We start from the raw sequence: 18,135 nt of genomic DNA, 5'->3' as shown, positions 1-18,135 counted from the left end.
GAATGCTCAGCCCAAGCCGTCGCCGACGACCTCCGCCGGGGCGTGGGTCAACCGGTAGAACAGCAGCCCACCGGTCTCCCGGATGATGTAGTGCAGCTGGGTCGACCGCGTCTGCACCATCGGCCCCGACCGGGTCGGCGAGGCCCACGCGTCGAGGCCGAAGTCGCCCGCCATCGTCCGCGCCCGCAGCGAGTGCCACGGGTCGCTGACGATCAGCGCGGAGTTCCAGTGGTTCTCCTTCGCCATCGCGCCCACGGCCCGCAAGCTGCCGAGGGTGTCGCTGCCGGTTGGCTCGATGCTGATCTTCGAGTCGGGCACGCCCTTCTTGGCCAGCCACAACTTGCCCGCTTCGGCTTCGGTGTACTCGTCGCCCTCCTGGCTGCCGCCGACGGTCACCACGTGCTCGGCGAGGCCCTGCTCGTAGAGCTCCAGGGCCTGTTCCAGCCGCGCGCGCAGCACCGGGGTCGGCTTGCCGTGGTACTGGGCCGCGCCCAGCACCACGATCATGTCCACCGGGCGGCGGTCGTCGGTGCGCGCCACCTGCCACACGCGGAATCCGGTGCCGCCCACCAGCAGCAGCACCATCAGGACCGCACCGAGCGCGGTGCGGCGCAGCACCCGGCCGCTCCGAGAGCCGCGGTGGGCGGAACCGACTTCAGACATGGGGCACGCGTTCCAAAAGAGTGAGGAGTTCTTGCGGAATGATCTTCGACCTGGTCAGCGGCGAATCCGGTGCACGGCGACCACCGCAGCGGGCCGGCCACCGGCGGGCTCTCGGCGGCTTCCTCGCGAGGACGGCGACTTCGCCGGGTGGGGAACCACCCGGGAAATCGGTCCCGCGGCGAGGAAGCCACCGAGGTTGCGCCGAGCGACTCACCGCGCGGCCCGTCCGCAAGTGCTCGTCGAATCCGTCAGCAGCCGATGAGCCGGACGGCGAGGTACTCCTCCAACTTGTCCATCGCCACCCGCTCCTGGGACATCGTGTCGCGTTCGCGCACGGTGACCGCGTGGTCGGAGAGCGAATCGAAGTCGACCGTCACGCAGAACGGGGTGCCGATCTCGTCGTGCCTGCGGTAGCGGCGGCCGATGGCGCCCGCGTCGTCGAACTCGATGTTCCAGTTCCGGCGCAGCTGCGCCGCCAGGTCCCGCGCCTTCGGCGACAGCTCGGAGTTGCGCGACAGCGGCAGCACCGCGGCCTTCACCGGTGACAACCGGCGGTCCAGCTTCAGCACGGTGCGCTTGTCGACGCCGCCCTTGGCGTTCGGGGCCTCGTCCTCGTGGTAGGCGTCCACCAGGAACGCCATCATCGGCCGGCCCACGCCCGCGGCGGGTTCGATCACGTACGGGCGGTAGCGGGAGTTGCTGGCCTGGTCGAAGTACGACAGGTCCACGCCCGAGTGGTTGGAGTGCGTGGTGAGGTCGAAGTCCGTGCGGTTGGCGACGCCCTCCAGCTCACCCCACTCGCTGCCCGCGAAGCGGAACCGGTACTCGATGTCGACGGTGCGCTTCGAGTAGTGCGAGAGCTTGTCCTTGGGGTGCTCGTAGAGCCGCAGGTTGTCCCGGTCGATGCCGAGGCTCGTGTACCACTCGGTGCGGGCGTCGATCCAGTACTGGTGCCACTGCTCGTCCTCGCCCGGCTCGACGAAGAACTCCATCTCCATCTGCTCGAACTCACGGGTGCGGAACACGAAGTTGCCGGGCGTGATCTCGTTGCGGAAGGACTTGCCGATCTGGCCGATGCCGAACGGCGGCTTCTTGCGCGCGGTGGTCATGACGTTCGCGAAGTTCACGAAGATGCCCTGCGCGGTCTCGGGGCGCAGGTAGTGCATGCCCTCTTCGCTCTCGACCGGGCCGAGGAACGTCTTGAGCATCATGTTGAATTCGCGCGGCTCGGTGAACTGGCCGCGGTTCCCGCAGTTCGGGCAGGGGATCTGCGACAGGTCGCCCTCGGCGACCTCCTTGCCGGTGCGCTCGGCGAACTCCTCGACCAAGTGGTCACCGCGGAACCGGTGGTGGCAGGAGATGCACTCGACCAGCGGGTCGTGGAAGGCGCCGACGTGGCCGGAGGCGACCCACACGTCGCGCGGCAGGATCACCGAGGAGTCGAGGCCGACGACGTCGTCGCGGCCCTGCACCATCGACTTCCACCACTGGCGCTTGATGTTGTCCTTGAGCTCGACGCCCAGCGGCCCGTAGTCCCACGCCGACTTCGTACCGCCGTAGATCTCCCCGGACGGGAAGACGAAGCCACGGCGCTTGCAAAGGTTGACGATCGTGTCGATCTGATCGGCGGGCACGGTCACTCCGGAATCTCAGGTCGAGGGACTCGACGATCTGCTTCGGGCCGAGGCTCGACCGCGGTGGTCGGGTGCTCGACGGGGGTTGTCTGCGGTCGGGGCCCGACTGCGCTCGTCGGTTCCCGGTGCCGGGTTGTGTCGGGCGGGTGCTCCCGGTGGCCTTCGCCGCCTCGGCGGTCCCCGAGCGGAAGGCCGTCCAGGCTCGGAGTCCGGCGGTTCGACGATCTCCGATGCTGCGCAGGCTATGCCATCGCACGCGTTCCGTCCTGGGGTTTCCCAGCGTACCGATGAGGTCTGCCGCATCGGTGGCCCCACCCATCTCGCAGGCGATCTCCGCCGCGCCGCGGGCGGTGTCCCACCGGCCGGCCGGTGGTGCCCGCCGTGCGGTGCGGGAATGTGCGCTGCCATGATCGGTTCCGCGATGGATCGGGCGGCCCCCGCGAGGTGCTTGCGCGTTTCGCCCGACCCGTAGGATGGACGGTGGAGCGCCACCGCCTCACTCGAAGGCGGCTCCCGACGTCTCCAGGCCCGCCGGAAAGGACACCATGCCCGCCGTCAGCCCCGACCCGCTCGGCGAACCGGCCGGTACCGACCCGGCCGAGGCCGCGTCGCCGGTGGCCGAGGCGGGCAACGGTCACCCGGACCGAGCCGAAGAACACGTGCACTCCCCGGAGCGGGGGGCGCCGCGACTGGTGCCCGTGCACGATCAGCAGACCTTGGTCGAGGCCGGTGAACTGCTGCGCGCGCTGGCCGCGCCGGTGCGCATCGCGATCGTGCTGCAGCTGCGCACGGCCGAGCGGTGCGTGCACGAGCTGGTCGACGCGCTCGGCGTCACCCAGCCGTTGATCAGCCAGCACCTGCGGGTGCTGAAGTCGGCTGGGGTCGTGTACGGGCAGCGGCACGGGCGGGAAGTGATGTACCGGCTCGTCGACGAGCACCTCGCGCACATCGTCGTCGATGCCGCCACGCACGCGGAGGAACTGTCGGGCACGCGCCCGCGCGGACGCGGCGCGCGTTCGGCCCAGGACACTGCAGAGGAAACGGAGACAGCGTGACCACCGGTGAGCGTTCCGCGGCCGGCGTGCCAGGGCTGCGGGCGACCAAGCAACGGGCGGCGGTGTCCCGCCTGCTCAGCGAGGTCGACGACTTCCGATCGGCGCAGGACCTGCACGAGCAGCTGCGCCGCCGCGGCGAGGGCATCGGCCTGACCACCGTCTACCGCACCCTGCAGACGCTGGCCGACGCGGGCGAGATCGACGTGCTGCGCACCGAATCCGGCGAGGCCATCTACCGGCGCTGCTCCACCGAGCACCACCACCACCTGGTGTGCCGGCACTGCGGACGGACCGTGGAGGTGGCCGATCCGCCGGTCGAGCAGTGGGCGGAGCGGATCGCCAGCGAGCACGGCTTCTCCAACGTCGGGCACACGGTGGAGATCATCGGCGTCTGCCCGGAGTGCGCCGCCGCCGAGTGAGCGCCGCCTGACCCGGCCGCCGGTGCGCGCGTTCCCGCGAGCGCCCGCGGCGAGCATGATCGTCGATTAATACTCGTAGGGATCATCAGGTGCCGGGATGCCGTGCACCGCGGTGATGTCGAAGGTCGGCACCTGGCCGTTAGCCGGGGTCGCGGTGCCCGCGCGCAACGTCCCGGTCACCTCGATCCAGGTGTCCGGCGGTGTCGCCGTCAACGCTCCGGCGGCGGGGCCCGCGAGGTCGATCAGCACCGGTGCGGCGTCCGCCGCGCAGCAGCTGATCCGCATCCGGGCCAGCTGGGTGCGCGCCGGATCGTCCTCGGGGTGCACCACGAAACCTCGCAACCGGATCGCTCGCCGGTCCAGCGAACCGCTGCCGTCCCAGACCACGCGGGTGATGAACTCGGAGACCGTCAGCAGCGGAGCGGGTCCCGGTGGCAGCGCGTCGAACAGCGCGTCGTCGCCCGGCCGTTCCGGGGCGGCGGCCTGCTGGCCGCCGCGGCCGATCGAATCGGCGCCGAGCGCGGGCGGGGCGATCAGGAAGATCGCGAACACCGGCAGCAGCAGCATCCACGGACTCCGGGTGCGGTGCTCGTGCCCGTGCTCGTGCTCGGCGTGCCCGGTCGACGGAGGTGGCGCGAACGGGTCCTCCGCGCGCGCCTGCTCCCGCGCCACCCGGATGTCGCGCACGATGGCGACGGCGGCCAGCAGCACCATCACCGATCCCGCGCCCACCAGCCACGGGAACAGCGCAGGTTTGACGTAGCGCAGGTAGGTCCCGGTGAACGCGATCTTGAGCAGGGCGCCGCCGAGCAGCACCAGCAGCAGGTTCTGCGTTTCTCTCCGCATCACGCGCCTCCCAGCAGCAACAGGCCGACCAGCACCGAGCAGGCGATGGCGACGATGAACGTCAGCGGTGCGAACCGGAGCGCGAACGAGCGCCCGAAAGTGCCCGCCTGCAAGGCGATGAGCTTGAGGTCCACGGCGGGCCCGACCACCAGGAACACCAGCTTCGGGATCAGCGGCAGCCCGGCCATGGAGGCCGCCACGAACGCGTCCGCTTCGCTGCACAGCGCGAGCACCACCGCGAGCACCGCCATCACCAGCACCCCGAGCACCAGCTGACCGCCGAGCGAGCTCATCCACTCCGCGGGCACCAGGACGTTGAACACCGCCGAGGTGAGCCCGCCCAGGACGAGGAACCCGCCGGCTTCGACCAGGTCGTGCCGGGCGGTCTCGGTGAACAGCGCCCAGCGGCCCGCGCCCGGCGCGGAGCGCTGCTCGACGCGCCGCAGCGCGCGCTCCGCGATCCAGTCGGCCTTGCCGACGCGCAGCCACAACCAGCCCATGGCGCAGGCGGTCAGCAACGAGCCGAGGAACCGGGCGAGCACCATCAGCGGGTCACCGGGGAACGCCACCGCGGTCGAGACCAGCACGATCGGGTTGACGGCGGGCGCGGCCAGCAGGAACGCCAGCGCCGCGGCGGGCGCCACGCCCTGCTGCATCAAGCGGCGGGCCACCGGTACCGAGGCGCACTCGCACCCCGGCAACGCCACTCCGGCGAGACCGGCGACGGGCACCGCGGCTCCGGGGCGGCCGGGCAGCAACCGCCGCAGCGCGCTCGGGGGCACGAACGCCGCGATGGCACCGCTGATCAGCACGCCGAGGACCAGGAACGGCAGCGCCTGCACGCACACCGCGACGAACACCGTCGACCCGGTGCGCAGGCCCGGCGCGTCCAGCAGGGCGCTGATCGGCGCTTGGAACAGCAGCGCCGCCAGTAGCAGCGCGCACAGCACTTCCATCGAGGTGACCCGGCGGCGCCGCACCGGATCACGGCCGGAGCGGCGCAAGGTCGTGGTCACGGGCCTCATCGTGCCAGCAGCAACTGACAATCGTTCGCAGCTACCCCGGTCTCCGAACCGCCGCGCACCATCCGTCCGAGGACCGGTCGCCCGTTCCGCCCAGCGGCTCGGCACGTCCCGTGATCACGTCGGCGACGCGTTCACCCGGAGTTCCCGCACCCCGCCCGTATCCGGCGATCTCGAACCCCGCTGATCCGACACGCCGACGCGTGTCCGCCAGGACGGGAGACCGTCGAAGAAACCTGCCCTGAGAAGGCAAAAAGCCTCCCCCGGAATCCGGAGAAGGCCCGTCGCCCCTGTCGATCAGTCGACCGGAGTGTCCTCTTCCACTTCGGCCAGCAGTTCCCCGCGCAGCTGCGATGCGGTGGACACCACCAGCATCAGCAACGTGCCCAGCGGCTGCGGCTCCATGCCCTCGGCCGGGAACGCGTAGCGCAAGGTCACGTCCATGCCGCGTTCGGTGCGCACCACGCCGAGCGTGCCGAACAGGCCCTGCCCGGCCCGCTCCGCGGTGGACTGCGCGAGCTTGTCGTCCAACGGCAGGTCCCACGCCACGACGCAGGTCAAGCTGAGCACGGTGAGCCCTTCGGCGAGCTGCATCGCCTGCACCGCGCACGGCACGTCACCGTGCCGCAAGGTCAACGCGCCATCGTCGTCGACGTTCACCTCGTGATAGGTCTCCAGCGCCTCTTTCGCCGCGGTCAAAAGCTCCGCGGTCGTTGCGGCCTCCTGGGTCATCAGATGCCCTCCTGGGCGGTTTCGGTGGTGCTCTCGTCCTGCGCGGCACGATCGACGGCGCCGCCGAAGCGCCGATCCCGGCGTGCGTACTGCTCGCACGCGCGCCACAGGTGACGACGATCCACGTCGGGGAACAGGGTGTCTTGGAACACCAACTCGGCGTATGCGGACTGCCAGAGCAGGAAGTTGGAGGTGCGTTGCTCCCCGGACGGCCGGATGAACAGGTCGACGTCGGGCATCTCCGATTGGTAGAGATGCCGGGCCACGGTCCGCTCGTCCACCTTCTCTGGATTGATCTTGCCTGCGGCGGCGAGCCGGGCGATTTCCCGCGCGGCGTCTCCCACCTCGGCCCGGCCACCATAGTTCACGCACATGGTCAGGTTCATGACTTCGTTGCGACTGGTGCGCTCCTCGGCCGCCTGCAACGTGTTCACCACGCTGCGCCACAGCCGCGGTTTGCGGCCCGCCCAGCGCACGCGCACGCCGAGCTCGTCGAGCTCGTCGACGCGCCGCGCGATGACGTCCCGGTTGAAGCCCATAAGGAATTTCACCTCGTCCGGGCTGCGCTTCCAGTTCTCGGTGGAGAAGGCGTACAGCGACAGCCACTTCACGCCGATCTCGATGGCGCCCCTGGCGAGTTCGAGCACCACCTGCTCACCGCGCTTGTGGCCTTCGACCCTGGGCAGGCCGCGCTCGTTGGCCCAGCGCCCGTTGCCGTCCATCACGATGGCCACGTGCTTCGGGACCAGTTCGGCCGGCAGATCCGGCGGCGTGGCTCCCTCGGCGTGCGGCGCGGGCGCCTTCACGCTCGGGTCGTCGCTCCCGCGTCCACGGCGTCGCAGCATGGTGTGCCTTCTCCTTCGTTCGCGGCCGGTCGTCCATTCTCCCGGACCCGCATGTCACCCGTTCAGTGGTGTCCCGTAGCGGACTTCGAGCCGGGTGTCCGACGGCAGCCGGACCATCCCGGTTCGCTGGTAGAGCGCCTGTGCCCTGGTGTTCCCCGGATTCACGCCGAGCTGCACGCCCGGTGAGCCCGCGTTGGCGAGCTGCTGGAACACCGCGTGCAGCAACCGCTTTCCCATCCCCTGCCCGCGGGCGCTCGCGACCAGGTTGATGTGCAGGTGCGAGGGGTAGCGGTCGAGGTTCGCGGGCAGCATGAGCCGCGGGCGGTGCAGGAACGCCCGCAGCTGGCTGTCGCCGTTGCGGCCGTCGACGACGCGCGCCGACGGGTGGCTGGCGGCGAAGCGCGGCGCCCATTCCAGCTGCCAGCGGGCGTAGAACTCCTCGGTGTGCAGCGCCGCGACGACGTACCCGAGCACCGCGCCGCGGCCTTCGACGACGAAGGCCAGTTCGGGGTGCAGCAACAGGTACGGGTCGGCGAAGACGTAGGCGACCAGGTCCGGGTCGCGCAGGATGTGGTGCACGGGTTCACCGCCGTCGCCGGTGGCCACGCAGATCCGGTGCACCGCCTCGGCGTCGCGCGGACGCCAGCTGCGCACGATCAACCGGTGGCTCCGTCCGCCGACTCCGCGGTCGCGGTGTCGACGACCGCCGCGCGCTCCCGGATGATCTCGGGCACGGCCGGGCGGTGCTCCTGGCGTTCCACCAGCGGCAACGAGCGCAGCTGCCGCTCCATGTGCCACTGCAGGTGCGCGGCGACGAGTCCGCTGCCCTCGCGGCGCACCGCCTCGGTGCTCTGCTCGGCGCCGTCCCAGTCGCCGTGCAGCAGCGCTTCCAGCAGCGGCAGCGTCTGCACCGCGGGGCGGGCGGAGCCGGTGGGCCTGCAGTCGACGCACATCGTGCCGCCGCCCTGCACGTTGAACGCGGCGTGCGGCCCGGCGCTGCCGCAGCGGGCGCACTCGCTGAGCGCGGGCGCCCAGCCCGCGTAGTACATCGCCCGCAGCAGGAACGCGTCGAGCACCAGCGACGGATCCCGCTCCCGGCCGGACAGCGCCCGCAGCGCGCCGGTGACCAGCAGGTACAGCCGGAGCACGGGTTCGCCTTCTTCGGCGGCGAGGCGGTCGACGGTCTCCAGCACGGCGCAGCCCGCGGTGTAGCGCTGGTAGTCGTCGACGATGTGCACGCCGAACGCGTCCAGTGTCTGCACCTGGGTGATCACGTCGAGGGTGCGCCCGGTGTGCAGCTGCACGTCGACGTGGCAGAACGGTTCGACGCGGGCACCGAAGCGCGAGGTGGTGCGGCGCACGCCCTTGGCGACGGCGCGCACCTTCCCGTAGCGGCGGGTGAGCAGGGTGATGATCCGATCGGCCTCACCCAGCTTGTGCACCCGAAGCACGACGCCGGTATCCCGGTAGAGGCTCACCCCGCCATCGTCCCACTACCGGGCTACCCGACTGCTCCGGGTGAGTCGCTTCCTGCGAACGCAGGGTGTTCACCGACGTCCGACCGCGGCCGGGCTCGGTGCGTCAGACGTACAGCGACGTGAACGGCGCGAACGGGAGGTTGCGCACGACGGACCAGATCCCGAGCAGGACGAGGGCCGCCATCGGCGACCACCGCCAGTTCTCCCAGGTCCTGACTTCGCGGCCCCGCCACCTGCCGAGGGCCCAGCCGGTCCAGGACCACGCGAAGAACGGGATGAACAGCAGCGCGAGCGCGTTGTACTGCAACGCGGGCAGCAGGTCGGCGTGCAGCAGGCTGTAGATCATGCGGGCGCAGCCGCAGCCGGGGCAGTCGAGTCCGAACAGCCACTTGACCGGGCACGGCGGCAGCGGGAACCCCGCGTCCGAGGTCGGATCGGCGAACCACACGGCTGCGAGGCCCGCGCCACCGATGAGCACGGTGGCGGCGGGCAGCACCATCGCCCGCCCCCGCGCGCTGATCATGATCCGGCGAGTCCCACGCCCAGGACGGCGAACAGGAAGATGAAGTACCCGATGAAGGACAGGACGTAGAGGCCGAGGAATCCGGCCGCGACGAACACGCCGATCTTGCCCCACTTCTTCGCCTCGTCCGCGCTCTGCTGCGCGAGGTCGGGGCGGCCCTGCATCCACTGGGTGTTCACGTTCAGCGCTTTGATCAGCGCGGGGATGCCGAACGGCCAGCAGGCGATGATCGCGCCGATCGCCCAGCCGAGGTTGTTGTTGATCGGCACGCCGGGTGCCAGCCCGGCCTGCGCTTGCAGCGAAGCGGGATTCGGCTGGCCGTAGACCGCCGGCTGGTACGGCACCGGTTGGAACTGGGCCGCCTGCGCCGGATCGGATTGCGACGGGTAGGAACCGTAAGGATCGGCCCCGGGCTGCCCGGTCTGCCCGGGATCACCGATCGGGCCCGAGGCTCCGGGGTCGGGGTTGGTCACAGCGGTCCTTTCACGGGGTGGAGCAGGAACAACGGCCTGCCGTCCGAGGACGGCAGGCCGTACGACCTCAGTAGCTGGACGAGCTGGCCCCGGCACCGATGATCACGACGAAAATGATGATGTAGAACAGGATCAGCGCGGCCCACAGGCTGGCACCGGCGATGATGCCGATCTTGCCCCACTTCTTCGCCTCGTCGGCGGCTTCCTGCGCCTGCTGGGCCTGCCCCGACTGCCACAGCTGCTGGACCGAGGTGGCCTTGATCAGCGACGGGATCGCGAACGGCCAGCACAGGAAGATGGAGCCGATGCCCCAGCCGATGTTGTTGTTCGGCGGGCCGCCCGCGCCATAACCGGGCTGCCCGTAGGGCTGCTGCTGCTGACCGTACGGCGCCTGCCCGTAGGGCTGAGCCGGCTGCGGACCGGACTGCGGGTACTGCCCGCCCGGCTGTCCGTAGGGCTGCTGACCATAGGGCTGCTGGCCGTGGGGCTGCTGCGGGTTCGGCCCCGAGGGCGGGCCGCCGTACGGATTCGTCACGGTGGTTCCTTAGATCGATTCCCAGAAAGTCATGTCGGTCGCGCGGCTGGCGCGTCGACCTGAGCAGGAAAGTAATCGAGTGGAACGTTCGCCGAGGGCGTTTCCGGAAAATCCGCGGCGAACTTGTGATCAGAACCCCAGCTTGCGCAGTTGTCGCGGGTCGCGCTGCCAGTCCTTGGCCACCTTGACGTGCAGGTCCAGGTAGATCTTGCTGCCCAGCAGCCGCTGGATGTGCTGGCGCGCCTGCGAACCGACCTCGCGCAACCGCTCGCCCTTGCGGCCGATCACGATCGACTTCTGGCTCTGCCGTTCCACGTAGACGATCGCGTGCACGTCGACCAGGTCGTCGCGGCCTTCGCGCTGGTTCATCTCCTCGATGCTCACCGCGAGCGAGTGCGGGAGTTCGTCGCGGACGCCTTCCAGGGCGGCTTCGCGGATCATCTCCGCGATCAGCGTCTCCTCCGGCTCATCGGTGAGCTCGCCGTCCGGGTACAGCTGCGGGCCCTCCGGCAGGTGCCCCACGAGCAGGTCGCCCAGGGTGTCCATCTGGTAGGAGTCGACCGCGGAAACCGGTACCAGGTCGGCGAATTCCATCAGCTGCTGCAGCGCGAGCAGCTGCTCGGCGACCTGCTGCTTGGTGGCCAGGTCGGTCTTGGTGATCACGCCGAGCACCGGGGTGCGGCGGGCGACCTTGGCGAGCTGCTCGGCGATGAACTTGTCGCCGGGGCCGACCTTCTGGTCCGCGGGCACGCAGAAACCGACGACGTCCACTTCGGACCAGGTCTCGTAGACCAGGTCGTTGAGCCGCTGCCCGAGCAGCGTGCGCGGCCGGTGCAGTCCCGGCGTGTCCACGATGATCAGCTGCGCGTCGGGCCGGTGCACGATGCCCCGGATCGCGTGCCGGGTGGTCTGCGGCTTGCTGGAGGTGATCGCCACCTTCGAGCCGACGAGGCTGTTGGTCAGCGTGGATTTGCCCGCGTTGGGGCGGCCGACGAAGCAGGCGAACCCGGAACGGTGCTCATCGGCGGAACCTGCGTCTGAAGTGCTGCTCACCCGCCCATTGTCACCGCCGGGCACGCCCGCGGACGAACCGGCCCTGCTCAGCGCAGCACTCCGGCGACCGCACCGCTCGCGTCGGCGCGCAGCACCGGAGCGGACGGGGCGAGATCGCGCACGGCGGCGGCGGAGTCGGCGGAGACCTCCGGCGCGTCGGTGACCACCGCGGCGGCCTCCAGCCCTTCGGCACCGCTGGCGACCGCGGTGGCCACCGCCACCTGCAGCGCGGTCAGCCGCAGCGAGGCCAGTTCCACCGTGCAGCCCGCGTAGGTCCGGCCGTCGGTGTCGCGCACGGCGGCTCCTTCGGCGGCGCCGATGCGCGCGCGGGCCGACCGGGCCAGCGTCACGATCTTGGCGTCCTCCGGGGCCAGTTCCTGCGGGGCCGCGGATTCCTGCACTTGCTCAGCCACGGGTGCTGCTTCCTTCCTGGTCGGCACCGCGGTGCGATGCGGATTCGCCGTTCGCGCGGCGCACGAGCAGCGCGTTGATGCGGATCCGGCCGCGGTGGTCCTTGCCGCCTTCGGCGCGCAGCCGCAGGCCTTCGATCTCGGCTTCGGCACCGGGCAGCGGGACCCGGCCGAGGCGCTGGGCGAGCAGCCCGCCGACGGTCTCCACCTCGGAGCCGTCCAGCTCCACGTCGTAGAGCGCGCCCAGGTCCTCCACCGGAAGCCGGGACGACACCCGGACCGTGCCGTCGTCGAGGTGCTCGATCGGCCGGTGCTCTTCGAGGTCGGACTCGTCGGTGATCTCGCCGACGATCTCCTCGATGACGTCTTCGATGGTGAGCAGACCGGCGGTGCCGCCGTACTCGTCGACGGCGATGGCCAGGTGGCTGCGGGACAGCTGCATCTCCTTGAGCAGCTCGTCGAGCCGCTTCGTATCGGGCACGAAGCTCGCCGGACGCATCAGCTCGCCGAGGTCCGGCCCCGCCTGGTTCAGGTCGCCCTGCTCGGCGAGGGCCTGGGTCAGTTCGCGCAGCGTCACCACGCCGACGATGTCGTCGACGCTCTCCCCGATCACCGGCACGCGGGAGAAACCGGACCGCAGGCACAGCGCCAGGGCCTGGCGGGCGGACTTGGTCTGCTCGATCCAGATGATCTCGGTCCGGGGCACCATGACCTCGCGGGCGATGGTGTCGCCGAACTCGAACACCGAGTGGATCATCTCGCGCTCACCGGCGGCGACCACGCCGCGCTCACCGGCCAGGTCGACGAGTTCCCGCAGCTCCACCTCCGACGAGAACGGCCCCTCCCGGAACCCGCGGCCGGGGGTGAGCCCGTTGCCGATGAGGATCAGCAGCCGGGTGAGCGGGTTGAGCACCCTCGCCAGCACCCGCACCGGTGCCGCGACCAGCAGGCCCACCCCGTACGGGTGCTGCCTGCCGATGGTCCGCGGCCCCACTCCGACCAGCACGTACGACACGACGAGCATGATCAGGATCGCGAACAGCGCCGCCAGCGCGTCCGACTCGACCCCGCGCTGCACGACCACGGCGACCAGCACCGTGGCCCCCAGCTCGCACGCCAGGCGCAGCAGGATGAGCAGGTTGACGTGCCGCGGCCGGTCGTCGAGCACGAGCGCCAGCTGCCTGGCGCCGCCGCGGTTCTCCCGCACCAGCTCCTCGACCCGCGCCCTCGAAGCGGTGCCCACGGCCGAATCGGCCGCCGCGAACACCCCGGCCCCCAGGACCAACAGCACAGCCCACACGACCAGTGCGGCCGAACTCATGAACACGATCTCCGCCTTTTCACCCCGCGAAGCCCGCCCCCGGCCGGCCCGCCCGTCGTCGTCCTGTTCCGCTCACCGGCGGCACCACTCGTGCGGCCACCACCGTCAGTCGCGCGGGACGTCGGGCTCGGCGCCCTGGTCCAGTCCCACGGCCCCCAGCACCCGGTTGTCCGCGTCTCGCTGCGCGGCGGCGCGCTCCGCCTCGTCCCGAGCCGTCCGGTAGTCGGCGAGGATCCGGTTCTGCAGCCCGAACATCTCGCGCTCCTCCTCCGGCTCGGCGTGGTCGTAGCCGAGCAGGTGCAGCACGCCGTGCACGGTGAGCAGGTGCAGCTCGTCGATCAGCTCGTGACCGGCCTTGCGCGCCTGGTCCTTCGCGAACGCCGGGCACAGCACGATGTCGCCGAGCAGCGCCGGGCCGGACCCGGCGGCGTCCGGGCGGCGCGACGAGTCGTACTCGTCCATCGGGAAGGCCATCACGTCGGTCGGACCGGGCAGGTCCATCCAGCGCTCGTGCAGGTCGGACATCACGTTCAGCTCGACCAGGACGATGGACAGCTCGGCGAGCTGGCTCACGCTCATCCGGTCCAGCGCGTAGCGGGCCACGGCGACGATGGTGCCCTCGTCGACCTCGACCCCGGATTCGTTGGCGATCTCAATGCTCATGCGTGTTCCCGGAACTGACCGCCGCGACCGGAGCGGCGCGTGAACTGCTCGGAGTCCGCGTCCTGCTCGGCCTGCCAGCGGTCGTAGGCGTTGACAATGTCGGTGACCAGCCGGTGACGTACCACGTCCCCGCTGTCGAGCACGGCGAAGTGCACGTCGTCGACCCCGTCGAGGATCTCGCGCACGACCTTCAGGCCGCTGCGCTGCCCGCCGGGCAGGTCGACCTGGGTGACGTCGCCGGTGACCACGACGCGGGACCCGAACCCGAGCCGGGTCAGGAACATCTTCATCTGCTCCGGCGTGGTGTTCTGCGCCTCGTCGAGGATGATGAACGCGTCGTTGAGGGTGCGTCCGCGCATGTAGGCCAGCGGCGCCACCTCGATCGTGCCCGCCTGCGTGAGGCGCGGCACCGACTCGGGGTCGATCATGTCGTGCAGCGCGTCGTACAGCGGCCGCAGGTACGGGTCGATCTTCTCGTAGAGCGTGCCCGGCAGGTACCCGAGCCGCTCCCCCGCTTCGACGGCGGGCCGGGTGAGGATGATCCGGTTGACCTGCTTGGACTGCAAGGCCTGCACGGCTTTCGCCATCGCCAGGTAGGTCTTGCCGGTCCCCGCCGGACCGATGCCGAACACCACGGTGTTCTGGTCGATCGCGTCGACGTAGTGCTTCTGGTTCAGCGTCTTCGGGCGGATGATGCGACCGCGCCGGGACAGGATGTCCAGGCTGAGCACGTCGGCGGGCGATTCGCCGTCGTCGGCGGAGAGCATGTCCACCACGCGCCGCACCGCGTCCGGTCCGGGCTGGCCGCCCTTGTCCACCATCGCGATGAGCTCGGCGAACACCCGTTCCCCGAAGGCGACGTCGCCGGGGTCACCGGTCAACGTGACCTCGTTGCCGCGCACGTGCACGTCGGCGACGAGGAGGTCTTCGACCTCGCGGAGGTTCGCGTCGCGGGTGCCCACGAGCGCGAGCACGGCGCTGTCCGGAACGGTGACCTTCGACTGGACGGGCCGGTCCTGCGGCCGGTTCTGCTGCGCGGACAGGCGCTGGGCGGAGAGGTCCTGCTCCGGCGCCGTGCCGTTGCGCGCGGTCCCGTCCGGCGCTGCGCTGCCCTGCTGGTTCTCAACGTCCCTGGACTGCTGTTGTCCGGACTGGGCGGATCCACCCGCTGCGATTCCGGCCACGTGTGTTCGGGCCTGCTTTCTGCGCTCGGCGCGCGAAGTCGGTCGTTTCTTCCTGCTCTCGATGGTAGAGCAACCGGCAACGCGGACGCGTCGCCGTTCCCGCCCTCCTCGACCGGTCAGCCCTTCAGCGGGCCGCCGGTGAGCCCGCCGAGCGGTTCGCCGCCGAGCAGGTGCAGGTGCACGTGGAAGATGGTCTGGCCGGCGTCGGCGTTGGTGTTGAACAGCAGCCGGTACCCGGACTCGGCGATGCCTTCGCGCTCGGCGATGTCGCCGGCGACGCTGACGAGCTCGGCGAGCAGGCCGGGGTCGGCGGCGGCGAGCTCGGCCGCGTTGCGGTAGCGCGTCTTCGGCACGACCAGCACGTGGGTCGGCGCCTGCGGGTTGATGTCGCGGATCGCGAGCACCCGCTCGCCGTCGTGCACGACGTCCGCGGGGATCTCCCCGGCGATGATGCGCAGGAACAGGGAATCCAGGTCGCTGTCGGTCATGCCGGGAAGGCTATCCGCGCACCCCGCGTCCCGGACTTCCGCCCGCCGGACGGGTCTTCGCGCGACGCGCGTGATCGGCGCCGTGCCTGGAGGAATTCCCCCGAGCCGGGTGCCGCGCCGTAGTGGGGCTGGGGGTGGCCCGGCTACGGCGCGGCCTCGCCGGACCGAGGGGGGAGTGTCCGGCGAGCGCCCGGTTGGGCTCGCTGTGCGAGCTACCTGAGGCGGTGAATCCCGTGATCCTCAGGCATCCGAGCCACCGTAACCCCGCGTCATCCCCGCGCGCTAGAAAACGCACGAACGCGTGGCCATTACTCCAATCCAGTGAAGCGATTGTCGCCGAAAGTACCCGAACGGCGGTCGCCGCCGGGCCTGGTCAGGTGCCTCGTCGAGGCGAGAGCGGACCAGGGCCGGCGGCGAGATCACGATCGGGACTCAGCGCTGCCCGAAGGACTTGAACCGGGAGAAGAGCCCCTGCCGCTGGCCGTTCCCGTTCGCGGTCACCGTCGGCTCCGGCTGCTCCTCGCCGCGCAGCGTCGCCAGCTGGCGCAGCAGCTCGATCTGCTCCTCGTCGAGCCGCGTCGGCACCTGCACGTCGAGGTGCACGTGCAGATCGCCGTGCCCGCTGACCCGCCCGTTGGAGCGCAGCTTCGGCAGACCGCGACCGGTGAGCACGTGCTCGGTGCCCGGCTGGGTGCCCGGCTCCACGGTGAGCTCCTCGGTGTCGTCGAGGGTCTCCAGCGTCAGCACCGTGCCCAGCGCGGCGGCCGTCATCGGCACCGCGACGTTGCAGTGCAGGTCCGCGCCGTCCCGGATGAACCGGTCGTGCGGCTGCTCCTCGACCTCGACGAACAGGTCGCCCGCCGGGCCACCGCCCGGTCCGACCTCGCCCTCACCGGCCAGCCGCACCCGCATGCCGTCGCCGACCCCCGCGGGGATCTTGACGGTGATCGTCCGGCGCTCGCGCACCCGGCCGTCGCCGCTGCACTGCTGGCACGGGTCGGTGATGACCTCGCCGAAGCCGCGGCACACCGGGCACGGGCGCGAAGTCATGACCTGGCCCAGGAAGGAGCGCTGCACCGACTGCACCTCGCCGCGACCCCCGCAGGTGTCGCAGGTCGACGGGGCGCTGCCCGCGCGCGAGCCACCGCCGTCGCAGGAGTCGCAGAGCACCGCGGTGTCCACGGTGATGTCCCGGTTGACGCCGCTGGCGCACTCCTCCAGCGTCAGCTCCAGCCGCAGCAGCGCGTCGGAGCCCGGCTGCACGCGGCTGCGCGGGCCGCGCCCGCCACCTCCGCCGCCACCGGAGCCGCCGAAGAAGGCGTCCATGATGTCGCCGAGGCCGCCGAAACCGGCGAACGGGTCACCACCGCCCATGCCACCGTCGCCGCCGCCCTGGGACAGCGGGTCACCGCCGAGATCCACGACCTGGCGCTTCTTCGGATCGGACAGCACCTCGTAGGCGGTCGTCACCTCACGGAACCGCTCCTGGGCGTTGGCCTCCTGGTTCACGTCGGGGTGCAATTCCCTGGCGAGCTTGCGGTAAGCGCGCTTGATCTGCTCCGGCGTAGCGTCCTTGGCCACCCCGAGGGTCCCGTAATAGTCCCTGGCCACCTGTGCGATCTTCCTCTGCTAGGTCTGCGAGTTCACGTGGACGAGTAGTCGTCCGGCTAGGCGTCAACGGCCTGCCAGGATCTCACCCACATAAGCGGCAACGGCGCGGACCGCCGCCATCGTTCCCGGATAGTCCATCCGGGTGGGGCCGACGACACCCATGCCACCCAGCACCATCCCATGCGTGCCGTAGCCGGTGGACACCACCGACGTCGTCTGCATCTCCTCGGCCTCGTTCTCCATCCCGATGCGCACGGTGACGGTCCGCGAATCGCGAGCCGCCGCGAGCAGCTTCAGCACCACGACCTGCTCTTCGAGCGCTTCGAGCACTTGGCGCAGCGAGTTGGGGAAGTCGGTGACGTTGCGGGTGAGGTTGGGCGTGCCGCCGAGCACCATGCGTTCCTCGGGATGTTCCACGAGGGATTCGATGAGCACGCTCGCGACGCGGGTCATGGCGTCGCGCAACTCCGGCGGCGCCTGGTCCGGCAGTTCCGCCACGGCCGCCGAGGCGTCCGCGAGCCGCTTCTCGGTCATCGCCGAGTTCAGCACGTTGCGCAGCCGGGCCACGTCATCGTCGGTGATCACGTCGCCGAGGTCGACCATCCGCTGGTCCACCCGGCCGGTGTCGGTGATGAGCACCAGCATCAGCCGCGCCGGGGTGATCGTGACCACCTCGACGTGGCGCACCGTCGACCGCGTCAGCGTCGGGTACTGCACCACCGCGACCTGCTGGGTCAGCTGCGCCAGCAGCCGCACGCTGCGGCGCATCACGTCGTCGAGGTCCAGAGCGCCTTCCAGGAAGGCGTCGATGGCTCGGCGTTCGGCGGCGGTGAGCGGTTTGATCTCGTGCAGCCGATCCACGAACAGCCGGTAGCCCGCGTCGGTGGGCACCCGTCCGGCACTGGTGTGCGGCTGGACGATGAACCCTTCCTCTTCGAGCGCGGCCATGTCGTTGCGCACGGTGGCGCTGGAGACGCCGAGGTTGTGGCGGTCGACCAGCGCCTTCGAGCCGACCGGCTCGTTGGTCGACACGAAGTCGGCCACGATCGCCCGCAGGACCTCGAACCGCCGTTGATCGGCGTTCACCACGTCACCTCCGCATCGCCCCAGGCCGCACACCGCTCCCGGTGCGTCTCCCGTCAAGTTTACGGTGCTCGCCCCCACGCCCCGACGCCCTCAG

At 70.7% G+C, this 18,135-nt stretch carries 21 protein-coding genes; 2 read left to right on the top strand and 19 right to left on the bottom strand.

Going from position 1 to position 18,135, the window contains the following annotated elements; genetic code table 11:
• Positions 1–6: 6 nt before the first annotated feature.
• Both ACWD38_RS04760 and ACWD38_RS04755 read right to left on the bottom strand, forming a co-directional pair.
• Positions 7–663, bottom strand: a complete 657-nt coding sequence (locus ACWD38_RS04760) for a YdcF family protein (RefSeq protein ID WP_184477727.1) — start codon at positions 661–663, stop codon at positions 7–9.
• A gap of 248 nt (positions 664–911) precedes the next feature.
• Complete coding sequence (locus tag ACWD38_RS04755) at positions 912–2,297, bottom strand: glycine--tRNA ligase (RefSeq protein WP_184477726.1); 1,386 nt, start codon at positions 2,295–2,297, stop codon at positions 912–914.
• A 545-nt stretch (positions 2,298–2,842) separates the two neighbouring features.
• Here ACWD38_RS04755 and ACWD38_RS04750 point away from each other — a divergent pair.
• Both ACWD38_RS04750 and ACWD38_RS04745 read left to right on the top strand, forming a co-directional pair.
• The gene (locus tag ACWD38_RS04750) at positions 2,843–3,352 is read left to right on the top strand and encodes an ArsR/SmtB family transcription factor (RefSeq protein WP_246456685.1); all 510 of its coding nucleotides are present in this window, start codon (positions 2,843–2,845) and stop codon (positions 3,350–3,352) included.
• Positions 3,349–3,771 (top strand): Fur family transcriptional regulator, encoded by a 423-nt coding sequence (locus ACWD38_RS04745; RefSeq protein ID WP_184477725.1) that lies wholly within the window; start codon positions 3,349–3,351, stop codon positions 3,769–3,771. Before ACWD38_RS04750 ends, ACWD38_RS04745 begins: the two co-directional genes overlap by 4 nt.
• Positions 3,772–3,837: 66 nt before the next feature.
• Here the strand turns inward: ACWD38_RS04745 and ACWD38_RS04740 are convergent, their stop codons facing one another.
• From ACWD38_RS04740 to hrcA, 17 genes are all read right to left on the bottom strand, one after another.
• Positions 3,838–4,617 (bottom strand): TIGR03943 family putative permease subunit, encoded by a 780-nt coding sequence (locus tag ACWD38_RS04740; protein WP_184477724.1) that lies wholly within the window; start codon positions 4,615–4,617, stop codon positions 3,838–3,840.
• Positions 4,617–5,642, bottom strand: coding sequence for a permease (locus ACWD38_RS04735; protein ID WP_184477723.1), 1,026 nt, complete (start codon positions 5,640–5,642; stop codon positions 4,617–4,619). The genes ACWD38_RS04740 and ACWD38_RS04735 overlap by 1 nt, the downstream gene beginning before the upstream one ends.
• Before the next feature lie 294 nt (positions 5,643–5,936).
• A complete protein-coding gene (locus tag ACWD38_RS04730; protein ID WP_184477722.1) occupies positions 5,937–6,371 on the bottom strand; it encodes a hypothetical protein in 435 nt (144 codons plus the stop codon).
• The gene (locus tag ACWD38_RS04725) at positions 6,371–7,216 is read right to left on the bottom strand and encodes an isoprenyl transferase (RefSeq protein ID WP_184477721.1); all 846 of its coding nucleotides are present in this window, start codon (positions 7,214–7,216) and stop codon (positions 6,371–6,373) included. Before ACWD38_RS04725 ends, ACWD38_RS04730 begins: the two co-directional genes overlap by 1 nt.
• Positions 7,217–7,270: 54 nt before the next feature.
• Positions 7,271–7,870 (bottom strand): GNAT family N-acetyltransferase, encoded by a 600-nt coding sequence (locus ACWD38_RS04720; protein WP_343071687.1) that lies wholly within the window; start codon positions 7,868–7,870, stop codon positions 7,271–7,273.
• A 2-nt stretch (positions 7,871–7,872) separates the two neighbouring features.
• The gene (gene recO / locus ACWD38_RS04715; protein WP_184477720.1) at positions 7,873–8,694 is read right to left on the bottom strand and encodes a DNA repair protein RecO; all 822 of its coding nucleotides are present in this window, start codon (positions 8,692–8,694) and stop codon (positions 7,873–7,875) included.
• Between the two features lie 103 nt (positions 8,695–8,797).
• Entirely contained in the window at positions 8,798–9,217 is a 420-nt protein-coding gene (locus ACWD38_RS04710; protein ID WP_450123364.1) for a DUF2752 domain-containing protein, read from the bottom strand.
• Complete coding sequence (locus ACWD38_RS04705) at positions 9,214–9,690, bottom strand: CD225/dispanin family protein (protein WP_343071237.1); 477 nt, start codon at positions 9,688–9,690, stop codon at positions 9,214–9,216. Before ACWD38_RS04705 ends, ACWD38_RS04710 begins: the two co-directional genes overlap by 4 nt.
• A gap of 67 nt (positions 9,691–9,757) precedes the next feature.
• A complete protein-coding gene (locus ACWD38_RS04700) occupies positions 9,758–10,225 on the bottom strand; it encodes a CD225/dispanin family protein (RefSeq protein ID WP_450123363.1) in 468 nt (155 codons plus the stop codon).
• Positions 10,226–10,354: 129 nt separating this feature from the next.
• Positions 10,355–11,278 carry a GTPase Era gene (gene era, locus ACWD38_RS04695; protein ID WP_184477717.1) on the bottom strand — a complete coding sequence of 308 codons (924 nt, stop codon included), beginning with the start codon at positions 11,276–11,278 and terminating at the stop codon, positions 10,355–10,357.
• Positions 11,279–11,325: 47 nt separating this feature from the next.
• The gene (locus ACWD38_RS04690; RefSeq protein ID WP_450123362.1) at positions 11,326–11,691 is read right to left on the bottom strand and encodes a cytidine deaminase; all 366 of its coding nucleotides are present in this window, start codon (positions 11,689–11,691) and stop codon (positions 11,326–11,328) included.
• A complete protein-coding gene (locus tag ACWD38_RS04685; protein WP_184477715.1) occupies positions 11,684–13,009 on the bottom strand; it encodes a hemolysin family protein in 1,326 nt (441 codons plus the stop codon). Before ACWD38_RS04685 ends, ACWD38_RS04690 begins: the two co-directional genes overlap by 8 nt.
• A gap of 105 nt (positions 13,010–13,114) precedes the next feature.
• On the bottom strand, positions 13,115–13,672 hold the full coding sequence (gene ybeY / locus ACWD38_RS04680) for an rRNA maturation RNase YbeY (RefSeq protein ID WP_184477714.1): 558 nt from the start codon (positions 13,670–13,672) through the stop codon (positions 13,115–13,117).
• Positions 13,669–14,715, bottom strand: a complete 1,047-nt coding sequence (locus ACWD38_RS04675) for a PhoH family protein (protein WP_184484826.1) — start codon at positions 14,713–14,715, stop codon at positions 13,669–13,671. The genes ybeY and ACWD38_RS04675 overlap by 4 nt, the downstream gene beginning before the upstream one ends.
• Before the next feature lie 257 nt (positions 14,716–14,972).
• Positions 14,973–15,344, bottom strand: a complete 372-nt coding sequence (locus ACWD38_RS04670) for a histidine triad nucleotide-binding protein (RefSeq protein WP_184477713.1) — start codon at positions 15,342–15,344, stop codon at positions 14,973–14,975.
• A gap of 432 nt (positions 15,345–15,776) precedes the next feature.
• On the bottom strand, positions 15,777–16,955 hold the full coding sequence (gene dnaJ, locus ACWD38_RS04665; RefSeq protein ID WP_184477712.1) for a molecular chaperone DnaJ: 1,179 nt from the start codon (positions 16,953–16,955) through the stop codon (positions 15,777–15,779).
• Positions 16,956–17,018: 63 nt separating this feature from the next.
• Complete coding sequence (hrcA, locus tag ACWD38_RS04660; RefSeq protein WP_184477711.1) at positions 17,019–18,044, bottom strand: heat-inducible transcriptional repressor HrcA; 1,026 nt, start codon at positions 18,042–18,044, stop codon at positions 17,019–17,021.
• Positions 18,045–18,135 lie beyond the last annotated feature (91 nt).

It is taken from the genome of Saccharopolyspora sp. NPDC002578, from assembly GCF_053592695.1.
This window is presented reverse-complemented; position numbering and strand designations above follow the sequence as displayed.

What these genes read in the sequence shown, in the direction of transcription:
- ACWD38_RS04760 (WP_184477727.1), bottom strand. Translation starts at nt 663, where the DNA reads ATGTCTGAAGTCGGTTCCGCCCACCGCGGCTCTCGGAGCGGCCGGGTG.
- ACWD38_RS04750 (WP_246456685.1), top strand. Translation starts at nt 2,843, where the DNA reads ATGCCCGCCGTCAGCCCCGACCCGCTCGGCGAACCGGCCGGTACCGAC.
- ACWD38_RS04740 (WP_184477724.1), bottom strand. Translation starts at nt 4,617, where the DNA reads ATGCGGAGAGAAACGCAGAACCTGCTGCTGGTGCTGCTCGGCGGCGCC.
- ACWD38_RS04735 (WP_184477723.1), bottom strand. Translation starts at nt 5,642, where the DNA reads ATGAGGCCCGTGACCACGACCTTGCGCCGCTCCGGCCGTGATCCGGTG.
- ACWD38_RS04730 (WP_184477722.1), bottom strand. Translation starts at nt 6,371, where the DNA reads ATGACCCAGGAGGCCGCAACGACCGCGGAGCTTTTGACCGCGGCGAAA.
- ACWD38_RS04725 (WP_184477721.1), bottom strand. Translation starts at nt 7,216, where the DNA reads ATGCTGCGACGCCGTGGACGCGGGAGCGACGACCCGAGCGTGAAGGCG.
- ACWD38_RS04710 (WP_450123364.1), bottom strand. Translation starts at nt 9,217, where the DNA reads ATGATCAGCGCGCGGGGGCGGGCGATGGTGCTGCCCGCCGCCACCGTG.
- ACWD38_RS04685 (WP_184477715.1), bottom strand. Translation starts at nt 13,009, where the DNA reads ATGAGTTCGGCCGCACTGGTCGTGTGGGCTGTGCTGTTGGTCCTGGGG.
- ybeY (WP_184477714.1), bottom strand. Translation starts at nt 13,672, where the DNA reads ATGAGCATTGAGATCGCCAACGAATCCGGGGTCGAGGTCGACGAGGGC.
- ACWD38_RS04670 (WP_184477713.1), bottom strand. Translation starts at nt 15,344, where the DNA reads ATGACCGACAGCGACCTGGATTCCCTGTTCCTGCGCATCATCGCCGGG.